Below are 22,284 nucleotides of genomic sequence, written 5' to 3' on the forward strand. Positions count from 1 at the left end.
GCGCCGGATCACGGCGCACCCGGTGGGCGAGGTCAGCCCTTGAGGGCCTTGGCGATCGCCGCGTTGTACTGGGCCACCGTCATCGGCGGACTGTCCGTCCCCTGGGCCGTGACCTTCTTGCCGTCCATCTTCAGCGACGGGGTGCCTTGGACCCCGCTCTTGTCGAACGTCGCCGACATCTTCATCGCCCAGGCGTCGAAGGTCCCCTCCTCGACGTTCTTCTTGAACTCCGCGTTGTTCTTCAGCGCCGGGACCGTGTCCGCGACCTCCAGGAGGTACGCGTCCTTCGCGAACTTGTCGTCGCTCTCCTGGGGGTGGTACTTCGCCGAGTACAGCGCGGCCTTGTACTCCGAGAACGCCTCCGGGCTCACATTCAGCGCCGCACCCAGCGCGCTCAGCGCGTTTTTCGAGCCCTCGCCCTGGTCCGCGTTGTCGATGAAGGTCGCGCCGATGTACTTGAGCTTGTACTTCCCCGCGTCGACGTCCTTCTTCACCGTCGCGCCCACCGACTGCTCGAAGTTCGCGCAGATCGGGCAGCGCGAGTCCTCGTACAGCTCCAGCGTCTTCTTTGCCGTCGCCTTGCCGATGACGACGGTCGTCCCGTTGTCTCCCTCGGTGTTCTTCGGCGCGGAGATGTTCTTCTCGTCCTTCACCGACTCCCAGTGGCCCGGCTTGTTCGCCTGCATGACGGCGTATCCGATGCCGCCCGCGATGGCGAGGACCACGACCGTCGAGCCGATGACGACAAGCTGCCGGCGGGCCTTGTCCTTCTTGGCCTGGCGCTCACGCTCCTGGCGCAGCCGTTCGCGGGCCGCCGCCTTGTTGGCCTGGCTGTTGCGTGCACTCATGCTGATTCACTCCGTGTGATGTCGTATCGAGAGATACGGAAAAGGGGGACTGCGGGCTCAGGCGAAAGCTGCGGCCGAGCGCGGCGGTCCCCGCCGTCCGACGGAGTGCACCAGCAGGCGGGTGCGGGAGACGCGGGGGCGGTCGAGCGCGAGGCGCGCCCCCCGGCGTACGGACCGGCGCGCCGTCCCCGACGCGGCGACCGCCAGCAGCAGCGGCCGGAACGCGAAGGCGCCCACCGTCCGCACCAGAGTGGCCAGCGCGGACTCGCCGCGCCGCAGCCAGGCCGCGGCGAGCAGGCCCACCGACACATGGGCGGCGAGCAGCAGCCAGGGCAGGGCCGGATCGGTGGAGTGGAGCAGGGGGAGCGCAGCATGGCCGGTGGACACACCCGGCAGCCGTGCGCCGACGCTGTCGCCGCACAGCACGTCGAAGCCGACCGAGCGCAGTGAACCGGCGACCGGCCCGCCCCCGGGGCCGTAACAGACGTCCTGGCCGGTGGTGAACACGGTGTCCGCGGCCAGCTCCAGCGGGACGAGCAGACTCGCGATCCGCCAGTAGCCGCGCTCGCGGCCGGACAGGGCGTACGCGACGCCGAAGACGCCCGCCGACAGACCCGCGACGGTGGTCAGCGGCAGCGGAGCCCGGGAGAGCAGCACATGGGAAGCCACGGACAGCGTCACGACCAGTGCCGTGAAGATCGCTGCCCGCAGCCCCCTGAGCTGAATCTCTGATATGTCCATCACCCGGGAGTGTCCCATGGCTGCCGGTAAGCGGTCCCTAAAGGTCCGTCGAGGCTCAGCCCAGGCGGCCGTTGCGGAACAGGTCCACGAAGATCTGGTGGTCCGCCCGCGCCCGTGCGCCGTAGCTGTGCGCGAACTCGACCAGCAGCTCGGGGAAGCCCTCCTCGTCGGCCGCGATCGCCGCGTCGATGGCCCGCTCCGTGGAGAACGGCACCAACGAGTGCCCGCTCTCGTAGTCCGCCGCGCCGTGCATCGTGGCCGTCGCCCGGCCCAGGTCGGCGACGACCGCCGCGATCTCCTCCGGGTCGTCGATGTCGGACCAGTCCAGATCCACCGCGTACGGAGAGACTTCGGCGACCAGCTGGCCCGCGCCGTCCAGCTCGGTCCAGCCCAGCCACGGGTCGGCGTGGTCCTGGAGCGCGCGCTGCGAGATCACCGTGCGGTGGCCCTCGTGCTGGAAGTACTCCCGCACGGCGGTGTCGGTGATGTGCCGGGAGACCGCGGGGGTCTGCGCCTGCTTCATATAGATGATGACGTCGTTCTCGAGGGCGTCGCTGTTGCCCTCCAGCAGGATGTTGTACGAGGGCAGGCCCGCGGACCCGATGCCGATGCCGCGACGGCCCACCACGTCCTTGACGCGGTAGGAGTCGGGCCGGGTCAGGCTGGACTCGGGCAGCGTCTCCAGATACCCGTCGAACGCGGCCAGCACCTTGTAGCGGGTCGCCGCGTCCAGCTCGATCGAGCCGCCGCCGGGTGCGAACCGGCGCTCGAAGTCGCGGATCTCGGTCATCGAGTCGAGCAGCGAGAAGCGGGTCAGCGAGCGGGCGTCACGCAGCACGTCCAGCAGCGGGCCCTCGGCGGTGTCCAGCGTGAAGGGCGGCACCTCGTCGTTCTTCGCGCCGGTCGCCAGGGCGTGGATGCGCTCGCGGTAGGCCGCGGCACAGATCCGTACCAGCTCGGTGATCTGGTCGTCGCTGAGCGCCTTGGTGTAGCCGATCAGCGCCAGCGATGCGGCCAGCCGCTTCAGGTCCCAGGTGAACGGGCCGACGTACGCCTCGTCGAAGTCGTTGACGTTGAAGATCAGACGGCCGTTGGCGTCCATGTACGTGCCGAAGTTCTCGGCGTGCAGATCGCCGTGGATCCAGACCCGGCCGGTGCGCTCGTCCAGGAACGGGCCGCCGCGCTGCTCCCGCGCCAGGTCGCTGTAGAAGAGGCAGGCCGTGCCCCGGTAGAACGCGAACGCCGAGGCGGCCATCTTCCGGAACTTGACCTGGAAGGCAGCGGGATCGGCGGCCAGCAGCTGGCCGAAAGCGGTGTCGAAGACGGCGAGAATCTGCTCGCCACGCTCTTCGGCTGTGACCTCGGCGGGGCGCGGTACCGACATCGCTGGGTGCCTCCTGGTGCCTGACAAGTAGGAGCGGTGTTCCGCCCCCTCCAACGCACGAAGGTACCCGGGAGTGCCCGCCGGCTGTCAGTGCGGCGACGTAGACTTCCACGCTGTTCCCCCAGACTGCCCGCAGCCTGTCATCCGCCGTTTCTGCTGGAGGCCTCCGCCGTGACCAAGCCGCCTTTCACGCACCTTCACGTCCACACCCAGTACTCCCTGCTGGACGGTGCCGCGCGGCTCAAGGACATGTTCAACGCCTGCAACGAGATGGGCATGACGCACATCGCCATGACCGACCATGGCAACCTGCACGGCGCGTACGACTTCTTCCATTCGGCGAAGAAGGCGGACGTCACGCCCATCATCGGCATCGAGGCGTATATCGCCCCGGAGTCCCGGCGGAACAAGCGGAAGATCCAGTGGGGCCAGCCGCACCAGAAGCGGGACGACGTCTCCGGTTCCGGTGGTTACACCCACAAGACGATCTGGGCGGCGAACAAGACCGGTCTGCACAATCTCTTCCGGCTCTCCTCCGACGCGTACGCCGAGGGCTGGCTCCAGAAGTGGCCGCGGATGGACAAGGAGACCATCGCCCAGTGGTCGGAGGGGCTCATCGCCTCCACCGGCTGCCCCTCCGGCGAGCTCCAGACCCGGCTGCGCCTCGGCCAGTTCGACGAGGCCCTCAAGGCGGCCAGTGAGTACCAGGACATCTTCGGCAAGGACAAGTACTTCCTGGAACTGATGGACCACGGCATCGAGATCGAGCGCCGGGTCCGCGACGGCCTGCTGGAGATCGGCAAGAAGCTCGGCATCCCGCCGCTCGTCACCAACGACTCGCACTACACCTACGCCCACGAGGCCGGCGCGCACGACGCCCTGCTGTGCATCCAGACCGGCAAGAACCTCTCGGACCCGGACCGCTTCCGCTTCGACGGCACCGGGTACTACCTCAAGTCCACCGACGAGATGTACGCCGTGGACTCCTCGGACGCCTGGCAGGAGGGCTGCGCCAACACCCTCCTCGTCGCGCAGCAGATCGACACCACCGGCATGTTCGAGGCGAAGAACCTCATGCCGAAGTTCGACATCCCGGAGGGCTTCACCGAGATCACCTGGTTCCAGGAGGAAGTCCGGCGCGGTATGGAGCGGCGCTATCCGGGCGGCATCCCCGACGACCGCCAGAAGCAGGCCGAGTACGAGATGGACGTCATCATCCAGATGGGGTTCCCGGGCTACTTCCTCGTGGTCGCCGACTTCATCATGTGGGCCAAGAACAACGGCATCGCGGTGGGCCCCGGCCGAGGCTCCGCGGCCGGTTCGATCGTGGCGTACGCGATGGGCATCACCGACCTCGACCCGATCGAGCACGGTCTGATCTTCGAGCGGTTCCTCAACCCCGAGCGCGTCTCGATGCCCGATGTCGACATCGACTTCGACGAGCGCCGGCGCGTCGAAGTGATCCGGTACGTCACCGAGAAGTACGGCGCCGACAAGGTCGCCATGATCGGTACGTACGGAAAGATCAAGGCGAAGAACGCGATCAAGGACTCCGCCCGGGTCCTCGGCTACCCGTACGCGATGGGCGACCGGCTCACCAAGGCGATGCCGGCCGACGTCCTCGGCAAGGGCATCGACCTCTCCGGCATCACCGACCCCTCGCACCCGCGCTACAGCGAGGCCGGCGAGATCCGCGGGATGTACGAGAACGAGCCGGACGTGAAGAAGGTCATCGACACCGCCAAGGGCGTCGAGGGCCTGGTCCGGCAGATGGGCGTGCACGCCGCCGGCGTCATCATGTCCAGCGAGCCCATCGTCGACCACGCCCCGATCTGGGTGCGGCACACCGACGGCGTCACCATCACGCAGTGGGACTACCCGCAGTGCGAGTCGCTGGGCCTGCTGAAGATGGACTTCCTCGGCCTGCGCAACCTCACGATCATGGACGACGCCGTCAAGATGGTGAAGTCCAACAAGGGCGTCGACCTGGAGCTGCTCTCGGTTGCGCTGGACGACCCGACGACATACGAACTGCTCTGCCGCGGTGACACGCTCGGCGTCTTCCAGTTCGACGGCGGCCCCATGCGTTCGCTGCTGCGGCTGATGAAGCCCGACAACTTCGAGGACATTTCCGCCGTCTCGGCCCTGTACCGGCCGGGCCCGATGGGCATGAACTCGCACACGAACTACGCGCTCCGCAAGAACGGCCAGCAGGAGATCACGCCGATCCACCCGGAGCTCGAGGAGCCTCTCAAGGAGGTCCTCGGCGTCACCTACGGCCTGATCGTCTACCAGGAGCAGGTGCAGAAGGCCGCCCAGATCATCGCCGGGTACTCGCTCGGCGAGGCCGACATCCTGCGCCGGGTGATGGGCAAGAAGAAGCCCGAGGAGCTGGCGAAGAACTTCGTTCTGTTCCAGGAAGGCGCCCGCAAGAACAACTACTCGGACCAGGCGATCCAGGCCCTGTGGGACGTGCTGGTCCCGTTCGCCGGATACGCGTTCAACAAGGCGCACTCCTCGGCGTACGGTCTGGTCACCTACTGGACCGCGTATCTCAAGGCGAACTACCCCGCCGAGTACATGGCCGCGCTGCTCACCTCGGTGAAGGACGACAAGGACAAGTCCGCGGTCTATCTGAACGAGTGCCGCCGCATGGGCATCAAGGTGCTGCCGCCCAATGTGAACGAGTCCCAGTCGAACTTCGCCGCGCAGGGCGACGACGTGATCCTCTTCGGCCTCTCCGCCGTCCGCAATGTCGGCACGAACGTGGTGGAATCGATCATCCGCAGCCGCAAGGCCAAGGGGAAGTACACCTCCTTCCCCGACTTCCTCGACAAGGTCGAGGCCGTCGTCTGCAACAAGCGGACCGTCGAATCGCTCATCAAGGCCGGTGCCTTCGACGAGATGGGCCACACCCGCAAGGGCCTGGTCGCCCACCACGAGCCGATGATCGACAACGTGGTGGCGGTCAAGCGCAAGGAGGCCGAGGGCCAGTTCGACCTGTTCGGCGGGATGGGCGAGGAGGACAACGACGAGCCGGGCTTCGGGCTCGACGTCGAGTTCTCCGACATCGAATGGGACAAGTCGTATCTGCTCGCGCAGGAGCGGGAGATGCTCGGCCTCTATGTCTCCGACCATCCGCTCTTCGGCATCGAGCATGTCCTGAGCGACAAGACGGACGCGGCGATTTCTCAGCTCACCGGCGGGGAGCACGCGGACGGCGCGGTCGTCACCATCGGCGGCATCATCTCCGGCCTGCAGCGCAAGATGACCAAGCAGGGCAACGCCTGGGCGATCGCCACCGTCGAGGATCTGGCCGGCTCCATCGAGTGCATGTTCTTCCCGGCGACCTACCAACTGGTGTCGACGCAACTCGTCGAGGACACCGTGGTCTTCGTCAAGGGACGGCTCGACAAACGCGAGGACATCCCGCGTCTTGTCGCCATGGAGCTGATGGTCCCCGACCTCTCGTCGGCGGGCACCAACGCCCCGGTGGTCGTCACCATCCCCACGGTCAAGGTCACCCCGCCGATGATCAGCAGGCTCGGCGAGATCCTCAGCCACCACAAGGGCAACACCGAGGTGCGGATCAAGCTGCAGGGTCCCCGCAAAACCACCGTGCTACGGCTCGACCGGCACCGCGTCCAGCCCGACCCGGCGCTCTTCGGCGATCTGAAGGTGCTGCTCGGCCCGTCCTGCCTGGCCGGCTGAGACCTCCGTACGCCGCGGAGGCTTTCGTACCGAGCGGAGACCTCTGTACGCATGCGCAAGGGGCGCGCCCGTCGTCACGGGCGCGCCCCTGTGGCGTGAGAGCGCTGCCTGTACGGCGCGATCAGTTGTGGCCGAAGCGCTTCTGGTGCTTGCGGGCCACGTCCGCGGGGCTGCCCTGGGACTGAGGGTGGGGCTGCGCGTGGGACTCGTAGGCAGTCGACTTGGCGGCCTGCTCGGGGCCGCGCTCCGAGGACGACGCGCGGTCCTGCTGACCACTCTGCTTGCGGTTCTTGTTCTTGGCCATGGTGATTCCTCCTGTGGGTCTCGGGGCCAGGGCCGCTGTCAGACTCACATACGGGATAAACTGCCGCATTTTGGATCATTGCGGTGTGTAACGGGCGTTCGTTGCGCCGTGGTCCGCGGATCCGCCACGCCGATGATCGAGTTCCGGCCGTTAACCCTCCGGTGGTCGGGCAGACTCGAAGGAAACCCGGAACAATCCCCGATCCGGACTCCTCCCGGATCCGGATCTTTCCCCGATTCCCCGATCCCGAGGTTCCCGAAAGAGGGTGGAACGCGTGGACCGCTGCGTAGTCCTGGTGGACGCCGGATATCTGCTGGGCGCCGCCGCGAGTCTTCTCGCCGGGGAACCGGCGCGTTCCCGGATCACCGTCGACCACGCCGCCCTCATCCAGGGCCTGCGCGAACTCGCCGAGACCGATACGGAGCGCCCACTGCTGCGTATCTACTGGTTCGACGGCGCCCCCGACCGCGTACCGCAACCCGAACACCGGCGGCTGCGCGTCATGCCACGGGTGACGGTCCGGCTCGGCGCCCTGACCCGCAGCGACGGCCGCTGGGCGCAGAAAGGTGTGGATGCGGCCATGCACGCCGAGCTGACCGAACTTGCCAGAAACCGTGCCTGCTCCGATGTGGTCCTGGTGACGGGCGACGGGGATCTGCTGCCCGGTCTGATGTCCGCCAAGGAACACGGAGTCGCCGTCCATCTCTGGGCGGTGCAGGCCGCCGACGGCGACTACAACCAGTCCGAGGACCTGGTGGCCGAGGCCGACGAGCGCCGGGTGCTCGACCGGGCCTGGATCACCCGTGCCGTACGGGCCAAGGAACTCACCGGCATCTGCGCGCCACCGCCCGTGCCCCGCCCCGAGATTGCGGCGATCCTCTCCGCGCCGCTGCCCGAGTCGGCGCTGGCCGCCTCGCAGGAGCGTGCCGCCGAGGCCGTACGCAACGGCTCGCAGCCCGCCCCCTCGGAGAACGGCTCCGAGGAGGTCCCGGCCCCCACGGCGAAAGGTGTCCCCACCCCCAAGGACCTGGCGGGCCTGCGCGCCCCCGGCCAGCACCCGGCGCCGCACCCCGCCAGCGCCACCCTGCGCTGGTCCTCCGACAAGGGATGGGTCGAGCGCCCCGGTGCCGGGCCGCTGGGCGAGCCGGCGGAGACCGCCTCGTTGCCGACGCTGGCCCAGCTCACCACCGCCGAACAGCGCTGGGCCGACCGCGAGGAGGACATCACCACGGTCGGCGGCGACCCCTTCGAGGTAGGCCAGGTTTTCGCCCGGCGCTGGATGGAACGGCTGGCCGAGTCAAGCCATGTACAGAAGCTGTCCACCATGTATCCGCGTATCCCGCACCGCATCGACGGTGAACTGCTGCGCTACGCCGCGCGCTTCGGTCTGCTCGCGCACAAGGACGACCAGATCGACGAGCACGACCGCTATGCGATCCGGGCGGGATTCTGGCGCGAGATCGATGTGCGCGCGGCAGCGGAACACGCCCCCGCGGGGGAGTAGCCCGGCCGACCCCGTAGGCTCGTCCCTTGTGAGTACGGTGTGCGTGGTGCGGGATCTGGTCAAAACGTACCCCGCCGTGCGCAGTCGCCGCGGGGCTCCGGGAACGCCGGAGGTGCGTGCCACCGACGGGATCTCTCTCCAGGTGCGGCGTGGCGAGATCTTCGGTCTGCTCGGGCCCAACGGCGCCGGCAAGTCCACCCTCGTACGACAGCTCACCGGGCTGATGCGCCCGGACGCCGGCAGCGTCGAGGTACTGGGCCACGATCTTGTCCGCCACCCGGAGCGGGCCGCCCGGCTCATCGGCTACCTCGGCCAGCAGTCCACCGCGCTCGACGAGCTGACCGTCGCGCTCGCCGCCGAGACCACGGGACGGCTGCGCGGCCTTTCGGTGCGGGACGCGCGGGCCGAGCGGGACGCCGTACTGGACGAACTCGGTCTCACCGAGCTCGCCACGCGTCCGCTGAAGAAGTTGTCCGGCGGGCAGCGGCGCCTGGCCTGCTTCGCGGCGACGCTGGTGGGGGAGCGCCCGGTGCTGGTACTGGACGAGCCGACCACCGGCATGGACCCCGTCGCGCGGCGCGCGGTGTGGGCCGCGGTCGACCGGCGGCGAGCCGAGAACGGGGCCACCGTGCTGCTCGTCACCCACAACGTCATCGAGGCCGAGACCGTACTGGACCGCGTCGCCGTGCTGGAGCGCGGCCGTGTCATCGCCTGCGACACCCCGACCGGGCTCAAGGAGCGGATCGCCGGCGAGGTGCGGGTCGAGCTGGTGTGGCGCGAGCGGGCGCCGCTGGGGGTGCCCGAGGTCGCCGCGCTGCGCGCCCTGGCGCAGGAGTCCGGGCGCCGTTGGGTGCTCAGGCTGGCGCCGGACGAGGCGCGGGCGGCGGTCGCGGCGGTGACGGGCGGCGCGGCCTTCGCGGCGCTCGACGACTTCACGCTGGCCACGCCCAGCCTGGAGGACGTGTACTTGGCGCTCGGCGGGAACGCGACGAAGGGGCTGGTCAAGGCGTGAGCATCGTGCCCGCGGAGGCGGTGTCCGCGAAGGTCCCAGTTGAGAGCCGGGCCACGGCCGCCGCGCCGCTCGCGCCACGGGCGCGGCTGCTGCCCGCGCTCGGCGCCGTGTACCGCGCGCAGCTGTCGCGGGCGCGGGTCGCCCGGATCCCGCTGCTCTTCGTGGCGACCTTCCAGTCGATCGGGATCATGGTGCTGATGCGCGGGGTCGTCGACGGTGGCGGCGAGGCGCGGGCCGTCGTCGCCGGGTCGAGCGTCCTCGTCGTCGCGTTCGTCGCGCTCAATCTCCTCGCCCAGTACTTCGGGCAGCTGCGGGCCGGGGGCGGCCTCGACCACTACGCCACGCTGCCGGTGCCGCCCGCGGCGGTGGTGCTCGGTGCGGCGGGTGCGTACGCCTCCTTCACGGTGCCCGGGACTCTCGTCACGGCGATCGCCGGCAGCGTGCTCTTCCAGCTGCCGCTGACGCATCTGTGGGTGCTCGCCGCGGTGATCCCGCTCGCCGGGGCGGCCCTCGCCGGTCTTGGCGCGGCGCTCGGGCTGCTCGCGCCGCGCCAGGAACTGGCCACGCTGCTCGGGCAGTTGGGCATGTCCGCGGCGCTGCTGCTCGGGGTGCTGCCGGCCGACCGGCTGCCCGGTCCCGTCTCGTACGCGCGTGATGTGCTGCCGTCGACATACGGAGTCGAGGCGCTCGCCAGAACCTTCGACGCGCGTCCCGACTGGGCGGTGGTGGGTCTCGACCTCGCGGTCTGCGCGGCGGTCGGTGTCGTTTCGCTGACGGTCGCGACGTGGGCGTACCGGCGGGCGGCAGTCCGGTGAGGCGCCGTCCGGGCCCGCCTGGCACGATGGCGGGGTGACCGCACCTCTGACTCCGCCGCACCAGCCTTCGCCGAACAACGACGACCCGTGGCAGTCGCCGCCGACCGCGCCCTACTACGTACCGGGTGCGAAGGGCGGCGGTGCCGATCTGAAGACGGACCTGCGGGACGCGGCCGTGGTGCTGGTGGCCGTGACCATCGCCGGTGTGGCGCTGGGGCTGCTGTGGTTGTGGCTGGCGCCGCGGGTGCCGCTGATCTCGAACGGCAAGGCGGTCTTCCTCAAGGACACGGAGGGCGAGGAGGCGGTGGGTGCGGACGGTACGTTCGCGCTGCTGGCCCTCGCCTTCGGCGCGGTGAGCGCGGCGGCGGTGTTCTGGCTCCGCAGGCGCGGCGGCATCGCGCTGGTGGCGGCGCTGGCCCTGGGCGGCCTGTTGGGCTCGCTGCTGGCGTGGGGCATCGGGGAGTGGTTCGGCCCGACGGACGACGTGGTGGCGCATGCACGGGCGGTGGGGGAGGGCGTGACGTTCTACGCGCCGCTGGAGCTGAAGGCGACGGGGGCGGTGTTGGCGTGGCCGGTGGCGGCGATGGTGGTTCACCTGGCGCTGACGGCGTTGTTCGGACCGCGGGACCCGGAGCCGGAGTGGCCCACGGGGTACGGACCGGGTCCGAGCGGCCCGGCCTGACGCCTGCGACGGGCTTTGCCCGCTGCCTCTTCCCGAACTGGGGGCTAGCCCCCAGACCCCCAGCCCGAAGGGCGTCCCGGGGTCCGGGGCGGAGCCCCGGGTCAGGCCGGGCGGCGGCCGTGGTTTGCGCGGTGCTTGCGGATGCGCCACTTGCGCTTGCGGGTGCGTTTGGACATGACCGTCCTCATTCCCGTCGGTTCCTACGGTCGTAGCCGAGGACCGCCCCGCCGTCGACCCCCTACGCGCGGCCGATCGGCGCCAGCACCGCCCCCGTCAGCGCCGCCAGGTCCGCGGGGGCAAGTTCGACCTCCAGGCCGCGGCGGCCCGCCGAGACGCAGATCGTCGGATGGCCGGACGCCGTGGCGTCGAGGACCGTGCGCAGGCGTTTGCGCTGGCCCAGTGGGGAGATGCCGCCGCGGACATAGCCCGTCGTGCGCTCCGCAGCCATCGGGTCCGCCATCGTCGCGCGCTTCGCGCCCACCGCTGCCGCCAGCGCCTTGAGGTCCAGTTGGCCCGCCACCGGGACGATCGCCACGGTCAGTTCGCCGTCGACGTCCGCGATCAGCGTCTTGAAGACCCGGTCGGGACAGACGCCGAGCGCGACGGCCGCCTCCTCGCCGTAGGAGGGCGATGCCGGGTCGTGGTCGTACGCATGCACCGTGAAGGCCGTGCCCGCCGCGGTCAGGGCGACCGTCGCGGGCGTGCCGCCGGACTTCTTGGGCTTCTTCGGCACGGCAGGCTGCTCCTGTCAGTTGGGGCTCGTCGGCGCCCGGGTCAGGTCGACCGCGGGCAGCGACGGCAGATGGCGGATCACCGCGGTCTCCGCGCGCAGCAGCGTCAGTTCCTCCCGCAGCCGGGTGGCCGTGTCCGGCGCCTGGAGGAGGCGTTGCTTCGACGGGACGTCCAGCACCGCCGCGGCCGCCACCAGATACGACACCACCGACGGCTCGTCCGGCAGATCCGCGCTCGTGGACAGCGACCTCTCCCGCGCCCCCGCCAGCCGCTTCTGGTAGCTGCGGAAGGCCCGCAGCACACCCTCCGCGAGGGCGCCCGCGCCGTCTCCGGACTCCTCCGGGATCTCTTCGAGTTCCGCCGTCAGATAGGGGCCGCTCGCGTCGACCGAGAGGAGCTTGACCCGGGTCGTTCCGGTGGCGAGCACCTCGAAGCTGCCGTCGTCGCGCTCGCGGATCGTCGCCGCGTCCGCGATACAGCCGACCCGGTGGAACGCCTGGATCGGGTCGGCGCCGAAGCCCGCCGCGGGACCGCGCTCGGGCAGCGCGGTCTGGTCCGGCATGCCGGGCGCGGTCGGCGCGACCTCGCGGCCGTCGCGGATGGCGACCACGGCGAAGCGGCGCGGCTCGGACTCGTCCGTCTTCAACAGCTCGCGCATCATGGCGCGATATCGCTCCTCGAAGACGTTCAAGGGCAGGACGAGGCCCGGGAACAGCACCGAGTTCAGCGGGAACAGGGGAAGACGTGCGGTTGTCACAACGGTCTAGCCTAATGGCCCACGGACCCGCTTCGTCCGGCCCTTGGGCGCAGAGGCATCGTCGATGCGATCTCGATCCGTACGCCGTCCCGCGCTTCGAGGAACTGCCCCAGCGGATCATCGGTGACCGACGTCCACGGAAATGACGTCGCATGCGGTCCGATCAGCCGGAACTGCTCCAGCGCATCCGCCCATCGCCCCCGCGCCACCAGCACGTACGCCAGCAGATTGCGCACCTCGGCCGGCCAGGGGTCCGCGGCCGCGTAGTCGCCCGAGAGCGTGATGGCGAGATCCGCCGCCGCGTCGATCCGGTCGTCCTGTACGGAGTTGGTGTCGCCGTTCAGCAACTGCGCGAACGCCGCCCGCACCGGCAGCGCCTGCACCAGCGAGCCCGGCAGCGAGTCCGCCGCGGCCTGCTCGGCGAAGTCGAAGCACTCGCGGTGCGAGCCGTACCACTGCGCGGACAGATACTGCAGGGCCGCGACATGGCAGCCGTAGTGGTGCGAGGAGCGGCGCACGGCCTGCTCCCACAGCGACTCGAAGGCCGTGTGCGTGGCATGCGTGCCGCGCGCGTGGTCCAGCGAGATCCGCCACGGCACCGGATCGTTCGGATCGCCCTCCGCCGCCGCGTCGATCAGCGGTCCCAGTTCACGCAGCCGCTCCGCCCTGGCCGGTGACTCCCACGCCCTGCGGACCGCGAGCTCGGCCTTGACGACCAGTGCGTCGGGGTCGCGCGGCGCCGCGGCGAGCCAGCTCGTCAGCCACTCGTCGCGGTTGTGCGCGAAGGTGGCGAGCCGCATCACATACCGGTCGCGGTTCTCCCACTCGGCCGATTCCCGGGTGGTCGCCAGCAGCTTGGCGGCCGGTTCGTACTCCCCGAGCGCGGCCGCGACCAGCGCCGGGCCCAGCCGCTCGTCGGGGGCGTCGAGCAGTACCGCCTCGGCGGGCGGCAGGCCGTCGGCCAGCCGCGGCGTATGACGGATCATGCGCGCGGTACGGATCAGAGCACGAAGCAATGACATGGTGCGGACCATTGAAAACCGCAGGTCGGAGGGCGCGCCAGAGGGCAGCTGTGAAGCTTTGGTAGTGGCACAATGGTTGTCCTGGCGAAAGTCAAGAGATCGTAAAGAACTGGCTCAGCGGCGGCGCAGCCCCCACCGCCCTCAACCACGGCGCAGCAGCCGGGACGCGCCGGCCGCGACCGTCGTCGCGAGGATCCAGCCGAGCAGCACCAGCGCTGCCGATGCCCACTGCCAGCTGCTGTCGAGCTGCCAGTACCCGTCCTGGCCGAGATTGATCACCGGCACCAGCAGATCCAGGGCATAGAGCGCCGCGTTCCACTGCGGGTGCTCGTCGGCCTTGATCGGCGCCGGATCGATCTGGGTGAAGGCCAGCGCGCCCATCGCCCAGAGCACCGCCATCCACAGCGCCGCCCGGCCCGGGCGGTAGCCGTACGCCACCGTCCAGTCCTGGAGGTAGCCCCACAGCTTCGCGGCCAGCGGCAGCGTCTCCCGGCGGCGGCGCTGCTTGGCCAGGAGCACCTCGCGGGCGTCCGCGTCCTCGCCGCTGTTGCGCAGTACGGTCGCGAGGCGTTCGTACGGCTCCGGGGAGTACTCCGGGGTCGCCGAAGCCACCCACTCCAGCCGTCGGCTGAGCGGGAAGGCCTCGTACGGGACGAGGTTCTCGTAGACGAAGCCGCCCATCGCGAGCCCGCCCGGGCCGGGCCAGCTCGCCGCCAGATCGATCAGCGTCACCACCTTCGCGCCGTTCAGCACGACGCGCCCCTCCTCGGGGCGCTCCGCGTTGAACCGCAGCTCCGGTGTGACGATCCGGCGCAGCGACAGCTCCTCGCGCGAGCTCAGCACAAAACGCGCCCGGTGCAGATCGACCGCGTCGCCGAAACGCCCGTCGTCCAGCCGCACCCCGCCGTGGCACTCGAAGGGCTGCAGCCGGGTGCCGCGCGTCGGCGTGCCGGCATTGGTGGGGGTGCCGAACGGGGGAGTGGAGCCCTGGTTGCCCGTGGACTCGCTCACCCATGCGCCCGTCAGATAGAGCGTTCGCTCCACGCTCAGCTGCGGGGCGTTGAGCGCCCGGCGCTCGGCGGCCGCGCGCAGCCGGCTGCCGCGCAGGCTGAGCGAGACGCCCACCTTCGCGCCGCGCAGGCTGAACTCGCCGTAGGTCTCTATCAGTTCGGCCTGTAAGTCCTGCGCGACCGACATCCCGTCGGCGGTGATCGCCCGGCCCCGGCGGTCCGGCCGGACATGGATCTGGTTGAGCAGCAGGTCGGTGCCGATCTGCGCGTCGGTGAGCCGGATGCCGTGCTCGACCCGGCAGCGCGGCAGATGGAGATCGCCCTCGGTACGCAGCCGGGCGGCCTCTATCCGCGGGATCGCACAGCCGACCATGCGCACCGTGGTGAAGTGGGCCTCGGGCATCAGCAGTTCGCTCTCGAAGCGGCAGCCGTTCAGCTCGACATACGGGGCGATGCTGCCGCCCGCGAGCTTGAGGGTGCCGGTGATCTGCACCCCGCGGAGCTTGAGGGCCGCGACCCGGCCGGGCCGCGCGGGCGGTCCGCTGAGCAGCAGCCGGGCGACGATGCTCGCGCGGACGCTGCGCTCCTCGCCCCAGGGGCGTGGCGAGAAGGGATCGTTCAGCAAGGGGTTGGGATCGCTCAGATCGTACGTACTCCCGTTTTTGAAGGCGTTCCACATGCGCAGCTCGGTCGGGCTCAGTCCGTCCGGCGGCCCGCCGTCCAGCGGCTCGGTCACTGCCGCTCCTCCGCTTCGTTATTTCGTACAGCTGTTCTTCCCGCTGTGTAACGGACTGAACGCTAGTGGTCATGGTCATGTTGCGGGACTCATATCAGCCAGTGATACGGACGACCACCGGCCGATTCCGGTCTGCGAGAATTGGTTCCGTGATCTCACGAATCGATCTGCGCGGCGACGCCCTCCCGGAGGGTGGCGCTCTGCGCGACCTGCTGCCCCGTGCCGAGTTCGACGTGGAAGCCGCCCTGGAGAAGGTGCGGCCCATCTGCGAGGCCGTGCATCATCGGGGCACCGCGGCGCTGATCGACTACGCGGAGAGGTTCGACGGCGTCAGGCTGGAGCAGGTGCGGGTGCCCGCGGCTGTCGTCGCCGACGCCCTGAAGCAGCTGGACCCCGAGGTCAAGGCCGCCCTGGAGGAGTCGATCCGGCGCGCCAGGATTGTGCACCGGGCGCAGCGCCGCAGTGAGCACACCACCCAGGTCGTCCCTGGCGGCACCGTCACCGAAAAGTGGGTACCGGTCGAGCGCGTCGGCCTGTACGCACCCGGGGGCCGCTCCGTCTATCCCTCCTCCGTGATCATGAACGCCGTACCGGCGCAGGAGGCGGGCGTCGAGTCCATCGCGCTCGCGTCGCCGCCGCAGAAAGAGTTCGGCGGACTGCCGCACCCGACGATTCTGGCGGCGTGCGCGCTGCTCGGCGTCGACGAGGTGTACGCCGCGGGCGGCGCCCAGGCCGTCGCCATGTTCGCGTACGGCACCGAGGAGTGCGCCCCCGCCAATATGGTGACGGGCCCGGGCAATGTCTGGGTCGCCGCTGCCAAGCGGTACTTCACCGGCCGTATCGGCATCGACACCGAGGCCGGTCCGACCGAGATCGCGATCCTTGCCGACGAGAGTGCCGACCCGGTGCATGTCGCCGCCGACCTGATCAGCCAGGCCGAGCACGACCCGCTGGCCGCCGCTGTGCTGGTCACCGACTCCACGGAGCTGGCGGACGCGGTCGAGAAGGAGCTGGAGCCGCAGATCGCGGCCACCAAGCACATCGAGGACCGGATCGTCCCCGCGCTGAGCGGCAAGCAGTCCGCAATCGTCCTGGTCGACGGCGTCGAGGAGGGCCTGCGGGTCGTCAACGCCTACGGCGCCGAGCACCTGGAGATCCAGACCGCCGACGCCGCAGCGGTCGCCGCCCGCGTCCGCAACGCCGGCGCGATCTTCGTCGGCCCCTGGGCGCCGGTCTCGCTCGGCGACTACTGCGCGGGCTCCAACCACGTCCTGCCGACCGGCGGCTGCGCCTGTCACTCCTCCGGCCTGTCCGTGCAGTCCTTCCTGCGCGGGATCCACATCGTGGACTACACCCGGGACGCGCTCGCCGAGGTCACCCACCACGTGGTGACGCTCGCGGAGGCCGAGGACCTGCCCGCGCACGGTGCGGCCATGAAGGCGCGCTTCGAGTGGAAGGTGCCGAAGGGATGACCGGCATCGACGACCTTCCCGTACGGGACGAGCTGCGCGGCAAGTCCCCCTACGGCGCGCCCCAGTTGGACGTTCCCGTACAGCTGAACACCAACGAGAACCCCTACCCGCTGCCCGAGCCGCTCGTCGAACGGATCGCCGAGCGGGTCACCGAGGCCGCGCGCGGGCTCAACCGCTACCCCGACCGGGACGCGGTGGAGCTGCGCACCGAGCTGGCCGCGTATCTGACCCGGACCGGAAAGCACCCGGTCGGCATCGAGAACGTATGGGCGGCCAACGGCTCCAACGAGGTCATCCAGCAGCTGTTGCAGACCTTCGGCGGCCCGGGCCGTACCGCGATCGGCTTCGAGCCCTCGTACTCGATGCACGCGCTCATCGCGCGCGGCACCGGCACCGGCTGGATCTCGGGCCCGCGCAACGACGACTTCACCATCGACCTCGCGGCGGCCGGGCAGGCCATCGCCGAGAACGCGCCGGACGTCGTCTTCATCACCTCGCCCAACAACCCCACAGGCACCGCGGTCGAGGCCGAAACGGTTCTCGCGCTGTACGAGGCCGCCCAGGCCGCCAAGGCTGCTCATGCCGGGGCGATAGTCGTGGTCGACGAGGCGTACGTCGAATTCAGCCACCACCCCTCGCTGCTGCCGCTGATCGAGGGCCGGCCGAATCTGGTGGTCTCGCGCACCATGTCCAAGGCCTTCGGCGCGGCCGGTCTGCGCCTGGGCTATCTGGCCGCGCACCCCGCCGTGGTCGACGCCGTCCAGCTGGTGCGGCTGCCGTATCACCTGTCCGCCGTCACCCAGGCCACCGCGCTCGCCGCGCTGGAGCACACCGATACGCTGCTCGGGTATGTCGAGCAGCTGAAGACCGAGCGGGACCGGCTGGTCACCGAGCTGCGGGCGATCGGCTGGGAGGTCACCGAATCGGACGCGAACTTCGTGCAGTTCGGCCGTTTCGCCGACAGCCACGAGGCCTGGCAGAAGATCCTGGACCGCGGCGTCCTGGTCCGTGACAACGGGGTGCCCGAGTGGCTGCGCGTCACTGCCGGCACCCCCGAAGAGAACGACGCGTTCCTCGACGCGGTTCGTGAGCTGAAGAAGGAGTACGACGCATGAGCCGGGTTGGCCGTGTCGAACGCACCACCAAGGAGACGTCCGTCGTCGTCGAGATCGACCTCGACGGTCACGGAAAGGTCGATGTGTCGACCGGGGTCGGCTTCTACGACCACATGCTCGACCAGCTCGGCCGCCACGGTCTGTTCGACCTCACCGTGAAGACCGAGGGCGATCTGCACATCGACTCGCACCACACCATCGAGGACACCGCCCTCGCGCTGGGCGCCGCCTTCAAGCAGGCACTCGGCGACAAGGTGGGGATCTACCGGTTCGGCAACTGCACCGTGCCGCTGGACGAGTCCCTTGCCCAGGTCACCGTGGACCTCTCGGGCCGCCCCTACCTCGTGCACACCGAGCCCGAGAACATGGCGCCCATGATCGGCTCGTACGACACGACGATGACCCGGCACATCCTGGAGTCCTTCGTCGCGCAGGCCCAGATCGCGCTGCACGTGCACGTCCCGTACGGGCGCAATGCGCACCACATCGTGGAGTGCCAGTTCAAGGCGCTGGCCCGGGCCCTGCGCTACGCCAGTGAGCGCGACCCGCGCGCCGCCGGCATCCTCCCCTCCACGAAGGGCGCCCTGTAACTCCATGACCGGCCTCTCCACCGTTCTCATCGTCGTCGGGCTGTTCCTCGCCGGCGGTGTCTACTCGTTCGTCAAGCAGGACCTGCCCAAGGGCCTGATCGTGCTCCTCGGCATCGGCTCCGTGATGTGCCTCGTCGCCGGTGTCCTGCGGATTCAGGGGATCTGGGAATGAGCGCAACCAAGAAGGTCGTCGTCTTCGACTACGGATTCGGCAATGTCCGCTCCGCCGAACGCGCGCTGGCCCGGGTCGGCGCGGACGTCGAGATCACCCGCGACTTCGATGCCGCCATGAACGCCGACGGGCTCCTCGTGCCCGGCGTCGGCGCCTTCTCCGCCTGCATGGAGGGCCTGAGGAAGGCCCGCGGCGAGTGGATCGTCGGCCGCCGCCTCTCCGGCGGCCGCCCGGTCATGGGCATCTGCGTCGGCATGCAGATCCTCTTCGCGCGCGGCATCGAGCACGGCGTGGAGACCGAGGGCCTCGACGAGTGGCCCGGCACGGTCGGCCCGCTCAAGGCCCCGATCGTCCCCCACATGGGCTGGAACACCGTGGAGGCGCCTGCCGACAGCCGGCTCTTCGCCGGTGTCGAGCCCGACGCCCGCTTCTACTTCGTGCACTCCTACGCCGTGCACGAGTGGGAGCTGGAGGTCACCAACCCCGCCATCCGCGCGCCCCAGGTCACCTGGGCCACGCACGGCGAGCGCTTTGTCGCCGCCGTGGAGAACAACGCGCTGTGGGCGACGCAGTTCCACCCCGAGAAGTCCGGCGACGCCGGCGCCCAGCTGCTGACCAACTGGATTGAGACGCTGTAATGCCGAAGCTTGAACTCCTGCCCGCAGTCGACGTCCGCGACGGCCAGGCCGTCCGCCTGGTGCATGGCGAGTCCGGTACGGAGACCTCGTACGGCTCCCCGCTGGAGGCCGCCCTGACCTGGCAGCGCGCCGGCGCCGAGTGGCTCCATCTGGTCGACCTGGACGCCGCGTTCGGCACCGGCGACAACCGTGCGCTGATCGCCGAGGTCGCCGGGGCCATGGACATCAAGGTCGAGCTCTCCGGCGGCATCCGCGACGACGCCTCGCTCGCGGCCGCGCTGGCCACCGGCTGCACCCGGGTCAACCTGGGCACGGCCGCGCTGGAGACTCCTCAGTGGGTCGCGAAGGTCATCGCCGAGCACGGCGACAAGATCGCGGTGGGCCTGGACGTACGCGGCACGACGCTGCGCGGCCGCGGCTGGACCCGGGACGGCGGCGACCTCTACGAGACGCTGGCCCGCCTCGACTCCGAGGGCTGCGCCCGTTACGTCGTCACCGACATCGCCAAGGACGGCACGCTGCAGGGCCCCAACCTGGAGCTGCTGCGGAACGTCTGCGCGGCCACCGACAAGCCCGTCGTCGCCTCCGGCGGCGTCTCGTCGCTGGACGACCTGCGTGCGATCGCGTCGCTCGTGCCGCAGGGTGTGGAGGGTGCGATCGTGGGCAAGGCGCTGTACGCGAAGGCGTTCACCCTGGAAGAGGCCTTGGAGGCTGTGTCCGGATGACCGAAGTACGGCGCGTGCAGAGCGGCAGTCCCTGGGAAGAGACCATCGGCTTCGCGCGCGCCGTCGCGGCGGGTGACCGGGTACTTGTGGCGGGCACCACGTCCTTCAGGGGCCGGGTGCTGTACGGCGAGGGCGATCCGTACGAGCAGACGCGGGTGGCCTTCGGCAACGCCCTTGAAGCGCTGAAGGAATTCGGGCTCGGTGCCGGGTCGGTGATCCGCACCCGGATGTATCTGACCCATGTGCGCGATGTCGACGAGGTGTCCCGGGCACACAAGGAGTTGTTCGACTCCGTGCGCCCGGCCGCGACCCTCCTGGTGGTCGAGGGTTTCGTCGACCCGCGCATCCTGGTCGAAGTAGAAGTCGAAGCCTTCCGAGGAGCAGAGCAGTCATGACCCTCGCGGTCCGAGTCATTCCCTGCCTGGACGTGGACAACGGCCGGGTCGTCAAGGGCGTCAACTTCCAGAATCTGCGCGACGCCGGCGACCCCGTCGAGATGGCCAAGCTGTACGACGCCGAGGGCGCCGACGAGCTGACCTTCCTCGACATCACGGCCTCGTCCGGCAACCGGGAGACGACGTACGACGTGGTGCGCCGCACCGCCGAGCAGGTGTTCATCCCGCTGACCGTGGGCGGCGGCGTACGCAGCGCCGAAGACGTGGACAAGCTGCTGCGCGCGGGCGCGGACAAGGTCGGCGTGAACACCGCGGCGATCGCCCGTCCGGAGCTGATCCGCGAGATCGCCGAGCGCTTCGGCCGCCAGGTGCTGGTGCTGTCGGTCGACGCCCGCCGTACCGAGTCGGGGTCGTTCGAGGTGACGACGCACGGCGGCCGCAAGGGCACCGGCATCGACGCCGTCGAGTGGGCACACCGGGCCGCCGATCTCGGCGCGGGCGAGATCCTGCTCAACTCGATGGACGCGGACGGCACGAAGGACGGCTACGACACGGAAATGATCGCGGCGGTACGGAAGCACGTCACCGTCCCGGTCATCGCCTCGGGTGGTGCGGGCAGGCTTGCGGACTTTCCGCCCGCGATTGCTGCGGGCGCGGACGCGGTGCTCGCGGCTTCGGTCTTCCACTTCGGCGACCTGCGCATCTCGCAGGTGAAGGACACTCTGCGGGCGGCCGGGCACCCGGTGCGCTGACGCCCCCGGCCGCGCAGAGCTGCCGGGCCGAAGCCCTGCCGCCGGGCCGAAGCCCTGCCGCCGGGCGGAAGTCCCTGGTCACATGCCGAAGGGGCTGACCTCGTGCAGCCGGGCGATCGACTCCTTGTCGCCCTCCAGGTCCACCTGGGCCACGTCCTGCCGCCCGAACGCGAACATCGTCAGCTCACTCGGCTCCCCGGTCACGGTCACCACCGGAGTGCCGCGGTGGCCCACCGCCGTCTGCCCGTCCGTACGCCGCAGCACCAGACCCACCGGCGACCTGCGCCCCAGCAGTCTGGCCGCCTTCTCAAGACGCGACCACAGCGCGTTCTCGAACACCTGGTCAAGCGGGCGCGGCGTCCATTCCGGCTGCGCCCGCCGCACATCCTCGGAGTGCACGAAGAATTCGACGGTGTTCGCCGCCTCGTCGATCTGCTTGATCCCGTAGAACGACATCCGCGGTGGTCCCGTACGGATCAGCCGGATCAGCTCCTCGTACGGCTTCGCGGCGAACTCCGCCTGCACCCGCTCCAAACGGTCCCTGAGCGCGCCGAGCACAATCCCGCCCGCGGCGTCGGGCCGCCGCTCGCGCACCACCACATGGGCGGCGAGGTCCCGGGTCTGCCAGCCTTCACACAGAGTCCGGGCATCGGGGCCCACCGTCTCCAACAGGTCCGCGAGGATAAGTCGTTCACGCTTGGCATGGGTCGACATGCCCGCCAGCGTACGGCCGGGGCGCCGGGTCCGCCCAGTGGACGCACCGCCCGTCGCATTCGCCGGGCACGGCACAATGGGCCCTATGACCAGCAGTGTCCCCGCAAGCTCCCTCGATCCCGCCGTCGCCGCCCGCCTCAAGCGCAGCGCCGACGGCCTGCTCCCGGCCGTCGCCCAGCAGTACGACACCGGCGAGGTGCTGATGCTCGGCTGGATGGACGACGAGGCCCTGCACCGCACCCTGACCACCGGCCGCTGCACCTACTGGTCCCGCAGCCGCCGGGAGTACTGGGTCAAGGGCGACACCTCGGGCCATGTCCAGCACGTCAAGTCGGTCGCACTGGACTGCGACGCCGACGCGATCCTCGTCAAGGTCGACCAGATCGGGGCCGCCTGCCACACAGGGGACCGCACCTGCTTCGACGCCGACGTTCTTCTGGACAAGTAGGGTCT

Annotated in this window: 23 protein-coding genes; 14 read left to right on the forward strand and 9 right to left on the reverse strand. The window is 70.0% G+C overall.

Features of this window, described 5'->3' with window-relative positions; genetic code table 11:
• Nucleotides 1-32: 32 nt before the first annotated feature.
• The 3 genes from ACI2LP_RS20730 to ACI2LP_RS20740 are packed head-to-tail and all read right to left on the reverse strand — an operon-like array spanning nt 33 to nt 2,973.
• A complete protein-coding gene (locus tag ACI2LP_RS20730) occupies nt 33-848 on the reverse strand; it encodes a DsbA family protein (protein WP_404725952.1) in 816 nt (271 codons plus the stop codon).
• Between the two features lie 57 nt (nt 849-905).
• The gene (locus ACI2LP_RS20735) at nt 906-1,589 is read right to left on the reverse strand and encodes a hypothetical protein (RefSeq protein WP_404725953.1); all 684 of its coding nucleotides are present in this window, start codon (nt 1,587-1,589) and stop codon (nt 906-908) included.
• A gap of 55 nt (nt 1,590-1,644) precedes the next feature.
• Nucleotides 1,645-2,973 carry a DUF2252 domain-containing protein gene (locus ACI2LP_RS20740; RefSeq protein ID WP_404725954.1) on the reverse strand — a complete coding sequence of 443 codons (1,329 nt, stop codon included), beginning with the start codon at nt 2,971-2,973 and terminating at the stop codon, nt 1,645-1,647.
• A 171-nt stretch (nt 2,974-3,144) separates the two neighbouring features.
• Between ACI2LP_RS20740 and dnaE the strand changes: the two genes are divergently transcribed.
• Nucleotides 3,145-6,684: a DNA polymerase III subunit alpha gene (gene dnaE / locus ACI2LP_RS20745; RefSeq protein WP_404725955.1), complete on the forward strand. Its 3,540-nt coding sequence runs from the start codon at nt 3,145-3,147 to the stop codon at nt 6,682-6,684.
• 121 nt (nt 6,685-6,805) lie between these two features.
• On the opposite strand, the gene ACI2LP_RS20750 is transcribed toward dnaE, so the two are convergent.
• Nucleotides 6,806-6,988: a hypothetical protein gene (locus ACI2LP_RS20750; protein ID WP_404725956.1), complete on the reverse strand. Its 183-nt coding sequence runs from the start codon at nt 6,986-6,988 to the stop codon at nt 6,806-6,808.
• Nucleotides 6,989-7,262: 274 nt separating this feature from the next.
• Between ACI2LP_RS20750 and ACI2LP_RS20755 the strand changes: the two genes are divergently transcribed.
• From ACI2LP_RS20755 to ACI2LP_RS20770, 4 genes are read left to right on the forward strand one after another with little or no spacing between them, the layout of a single operon-like run.
• Nucleotides 7,263-8,492 carry an NYN domain-containing protein gene (locus tag ACI2LP_RS20755; RefSeq protein ID WP_404725957.1) on the forward strand — a complete coding sequence of 410 codons (1,230 nt, stop codon included), beginning with the start codon at nt 7,263-7,265 and terminating at the stop codon, nt 8,490-8,492.
• A gap of 46 nt (nt 8,493-8,538) precedes the next feature.
• A complete protein-coding gene (locus tag ACI2LP_RS20760) occupies nt 8,539-9,504 on the forward strand; it encodes an ABC transporter ATP-binding protein (RefSeq protein ID WP_404726214.1) in 966 nt (321 codons plus the stop codon).
• Nucleotides 9,501-10,319 carry an ABC transporter permease gene (locus ACI2LP_RS20765; RefSeq protein ID WP_404725958.1) on the forward strand — a complete coding sequence of 273 codons (819 nt, stop codon included), beginning with the start codon at nt 9,501-9,503 and terminating at the stop codon, nt 10,317-10,319. The genes ACI2LP_RS20760 and ACI2LP_RS20765 overlap by 4 nt, the downstream gene beginning before the upstream one ends.
• Nucleotides 10,320-10,353: 34 nt before the next feature.
• Nucleotides 10,354-11,001 carry a DUF2567 domain-containing protein gene (locus ACI2LP_RS20770; protein ID WP_404725959.1) on the forward strand — a complete coding sequence of 216 codons (648 nt, stop codon included), beginning with the start codon at nt 10,354-10,356 and terminating at the stop codon, nt 10,999-11,001.
• 238 nt (nt 11,002-11,239) lie between these two features.
• Here ACI2LP_RS20770 and ybaK read toward each other — a convergent pair whose 3' ends face one another.
• From ybaK to ACI2LP_RS20790, 4 genes are all read right to left on the reverse strand, one after another.
• Entirely contained in the window at nt 11,240-11,734 is a 495-nt protein-coding gene (ybaK, locus tag ACI2LP_RS20775) for a Cys-tRNA(Pro) deacylase (RefSeq protein WP_404725960.1), read from the reverse strand.
• A 15-nt stretch (nt 11,735-11,749) separates the two neighbouring features.
• A complete protein-coding gene (locus tag ACI2LP_RS20780) occupies nt 11,750-12,490 on the reverse strand; it encodes an LON peptidase substrate-binding domain-containing protein (RefSeq protein ID WP_404725961.1) in 741 nt (246 codons plus the stop codon).
• Between the two features lie 11 nt (nt 12,491-12,501).
• Nucleotides 12,502-13,524 carry a hypothetical protein gene (locus ACI2LP_RS20785; RefSeq protein ID WP_404725962.1) on the reverse strand — a complete coding sequence of 341 codons (1,023 nt, stop codon included), beginning with the start codon at nt 13,522-13,524 and terminating at the stop codon, nt 12,502-12,504.
• A gap of 129 nt (nt 13,525-13,653) precedes the next feature.
• Nucleotides 13,654-15,258, reverse strand: a complete 1,605-nt coding sequence (locus ACI2LP_RS20790; RefSeq protein WP_404725963.1) for an oxidoreductase — start codon at nt 15,256-15,258, stop codon at nt 13,654-13,656.
• A 149-nt stretch (nt 15,259-15,407) separates the two neighbouring features.
• On the opposite strand from ACI2LP_RS20790, the gene hisD reads away from it, so the two are divergent.
• From hisD to hisF, 8 genes are read left to right on the forward strand one after another with little or no spacing between them, the layout of a single operon-like run.
• Nucleotides 15,408-16,730, forward strand: coding sequence for a histidinol dehydrogenase (gene hisD, locus ACI2LP_RS20795; RefSeq protein ID WP_404725964.1), 1,323 nt, complete (start codon nt 15,408-15,410; stop codon nt 16,728-16,730).
• Nucleotides 16,727-17,845, forward strand: a complete 1,119-nt coding sequence (locus ACI2LP_RS20800) for a histidinol-phosphate transaminase (protein WP_404725965.1) — start codon at nt 16,727-16,729, stop codon at nt 17,843-17,845. The genes hisD and ACI2LP_RS20800 overlap by 4 nt, the downstream gene beginning before the upstream one ends.
• The gene (gene hisB / locus ACI2LP_RS20805; protein WP_142216534.1) at nt 17,842-18,435 is read left to right on the forward strand and encodes an imidazoleglycerol-phosphate dehydratase HisB; all 594 of its coding nucleotides are present in this window, start codon (nt 17,842-17,844) and stop codon (nt 18,433-18,435) included. Before ACI2LP_RS20800 ends, hisB begins: the two co-directional genes overlap by 4 nt.
• Before the next feature lie 4 nt (nt 18,436-18,439).
• Nucleotides 18,440-18,607: a hypothetical protein gene (locus tag ACI2LP_RS20810; RefSeq protein WP_404725966.1), complete on the forward strand. Its 168-nt coding sequence runs from the start codon at nt 18,440-18,442 to the stop codon at nt 18,605-18,607.
• Complete coding sequence (hisH, locus tag ACI2LP_RS20815) at nt 18,604-19,245, forward strand: imidazole glycerol phosphate synthase subunit HisH (protein ID WP_404725967.1); 642 nt, start codon at nt 18,604-18,606, stop codon at nt 19,243-19,245. The genes ACI2LP_RS20810 and hisH overlap by 4 nt, the downstream gene beginning before the upstream one ends.
• Nucleotides 19,245-19,970: a bifunctional 1-(5-phosphoribosyl)-5-((5-phosphoribosylamino)methylideneamino)imidazole-4-carboxamide isomerase/phosphoribosylanthranilate isomerase PriA gene (priA, locus tag ACI2LP_RS20820; protein WP_404725968.1), complete on the forward strand. Its 726-nt coding sequence runs from the start codon at nt 19,245-19,247 to the stop codon at nt 19,968-19,970. The genes hisH and priA overlap by 1 nt, the downstream gene beginning before the upstream one ends.
• Nucleotides 19,967-20,365 (forward strand): RidA family protein, encoded by a 399-nt coding sequence (locus tag ACI2LP_RS20825; protein WP_404725969.1) that lies wholly within the window; start codon nt 19,967-19,969, stop codon nt 20,363-20,365. The genes priA and ACI2LP_RS20825 overlap by 4 nt, the downstream gene beginning before the upstream one ends.
• Nucleotides 20,362-21,117: an imidazole glycerol phosphate synthase subunit HisF gene (hisF, locus tag ACI2LP_RS20830; protein ID WP_404725970.1), complete on the forward strand. Its 756-nt coding sequence runs from the start codon at nt 20,362-20,364 to the stop codon at nt 21,115-21,117. Before ACI2LP_RS20825 ends, hisF begins: the two co-directional genes overlap by 4 nt.
• A gap of 78 nt (nt 21,118-21,195) precedes the next feature.
• Here the strand turns inward: hisF and ACI2LP_RS20835 are convergent, their stop codons facing one another.
• Complete coding sequence (locus ACI2LP_RS20835) at nt 21,196-21,831, reverse strand: TIGR03085 family metal-binding protein (RefSeq protein WP_404725971.1); 636 nt, start codon at nt 21,829-21,831, stop codon at nt 21,196-21,198.
• A gap of 76 nt (nt 21,832-21,907) precedes the next feature.
• On the opposite strand from ACI2LP_RS20835, the gene hisI reads away from it, so the two are divergent.
• The gene (gene hisI / locus ACI2LP_RS20840; protein WP_404726215.1) at nt 21,908-22,279 is read left to right on the forward strand and encodes a phosphoribosyl-AMP cyclohydrolase; all 372 of its coding nucleotides are present in this window, start codon (nt 21,908-21,910) and stop codon (nt 22,277-22,279) included.
• Nucleotides 22,280-22,284: the final 5 nt, after the last annotated feature.

Source organism: Streptomyces sp. NPDC019890 (assembly GCF_044903445.1).
GTDB lineage: Bacteria > Actinomycetota > Actinomycetes > Streptomycetales > Streptomycetaceae > Streptomyces.

Coding starts and splice junctions, on each gene's coding strand:
- ACI2LP_RS20730 (WP_404725952.1), bottom strand. CDS start 848: ATGAGTGCACGCAACAGCCAGGCCAACAAGGCGGCGGCCCGCGAACGG.
- ACI2LP_RS20735 (WP_404725953.1), bottom strand. CDS start 1,589: ATGGACATATCAGAGATTCAGCTCAGGGGGCTGCGGGCAGCGATCTTC.
- ACI2LP_RS20740 (WP_404725954.1), bottom strand. CDS start 2,973: ATGTCGGTACCGCGCCCCGCCGAGGTCACAGCCGAAGAGCGTGGCGAG.
- ACI2LP_RS20750 (WP_404725956.1), bottom strand. CDS start 6,988: ATGGCCAAGAACAAGAACCGCAAGCAGAGTGGTCAGCAGGACCGCGCG.
- ACI2LP_RS20785 (WP_404725962.1), bottom strand. CDS start 13,524: ATGGTCCGCACCATGTCATTGCTTCGTGCTCTGATCCGTACCGCGCGC.
- ACI2LP_RS20800 (WP_404725965.1), top strand. CDS start 16,727: ATGACCGGCATCGACGACCTTCCCGTACGGGACGAGCTGCGCGGCAAG.
- hisB (WP_142216534.1), top strand. CDS start 17,842: ATGAGCCGGGTTGGCCGTGTCGAACGCACCACCAAGGAGACGTCCGTC.
- ACI2LP_RS20810 (WP_404725966.1), top strand. CDS start 18,440: ATGACCGGCCTCTCCACCGTTCTCATCGTCGTCGGGCTGTTCCTCGCC.
- hisH (WP_404725967.1), top strand. CDS start 18,604: ATGAGCGCAACCAAGAAGGTCGTCGTCTTCGACTACGGATTCGGCAAT.
- priA (WP_404725968.1), top strand. CDS start 19,245: ATGCCGAAGCTTGAACTCCTGCCCGCAGTCGACGTCCGCGACGGCCAG.
- ACI2LP_RS20825 (WP_404725969.1), top strand. CDS start 19,967: ATGACCGAAGTACGGCGCGTGCAGAGCGGCAGTCCCTGGGAAGAGACC.
- hisF (WP_404725970.1), top strand. CDS start 20,362: ATGACCCTCGCGGTCCGAGTCATTCCCTGCCTGGACGTGGACAACGGC.
- ACI2LP_RS20835 (WP_404725971.1), bottom strand. CDS start 21,831: ATGTCGACCCATGCCAAGCGTGAACGACTTATCCTCGCGGACCTGTTG.
- hisI (WP_404726215.1), top strand. CDS start 21,908: ATGGGCCCTATGACCAGCAGTGTCCCCGCAAGCTCCCTCGATCCCGCC.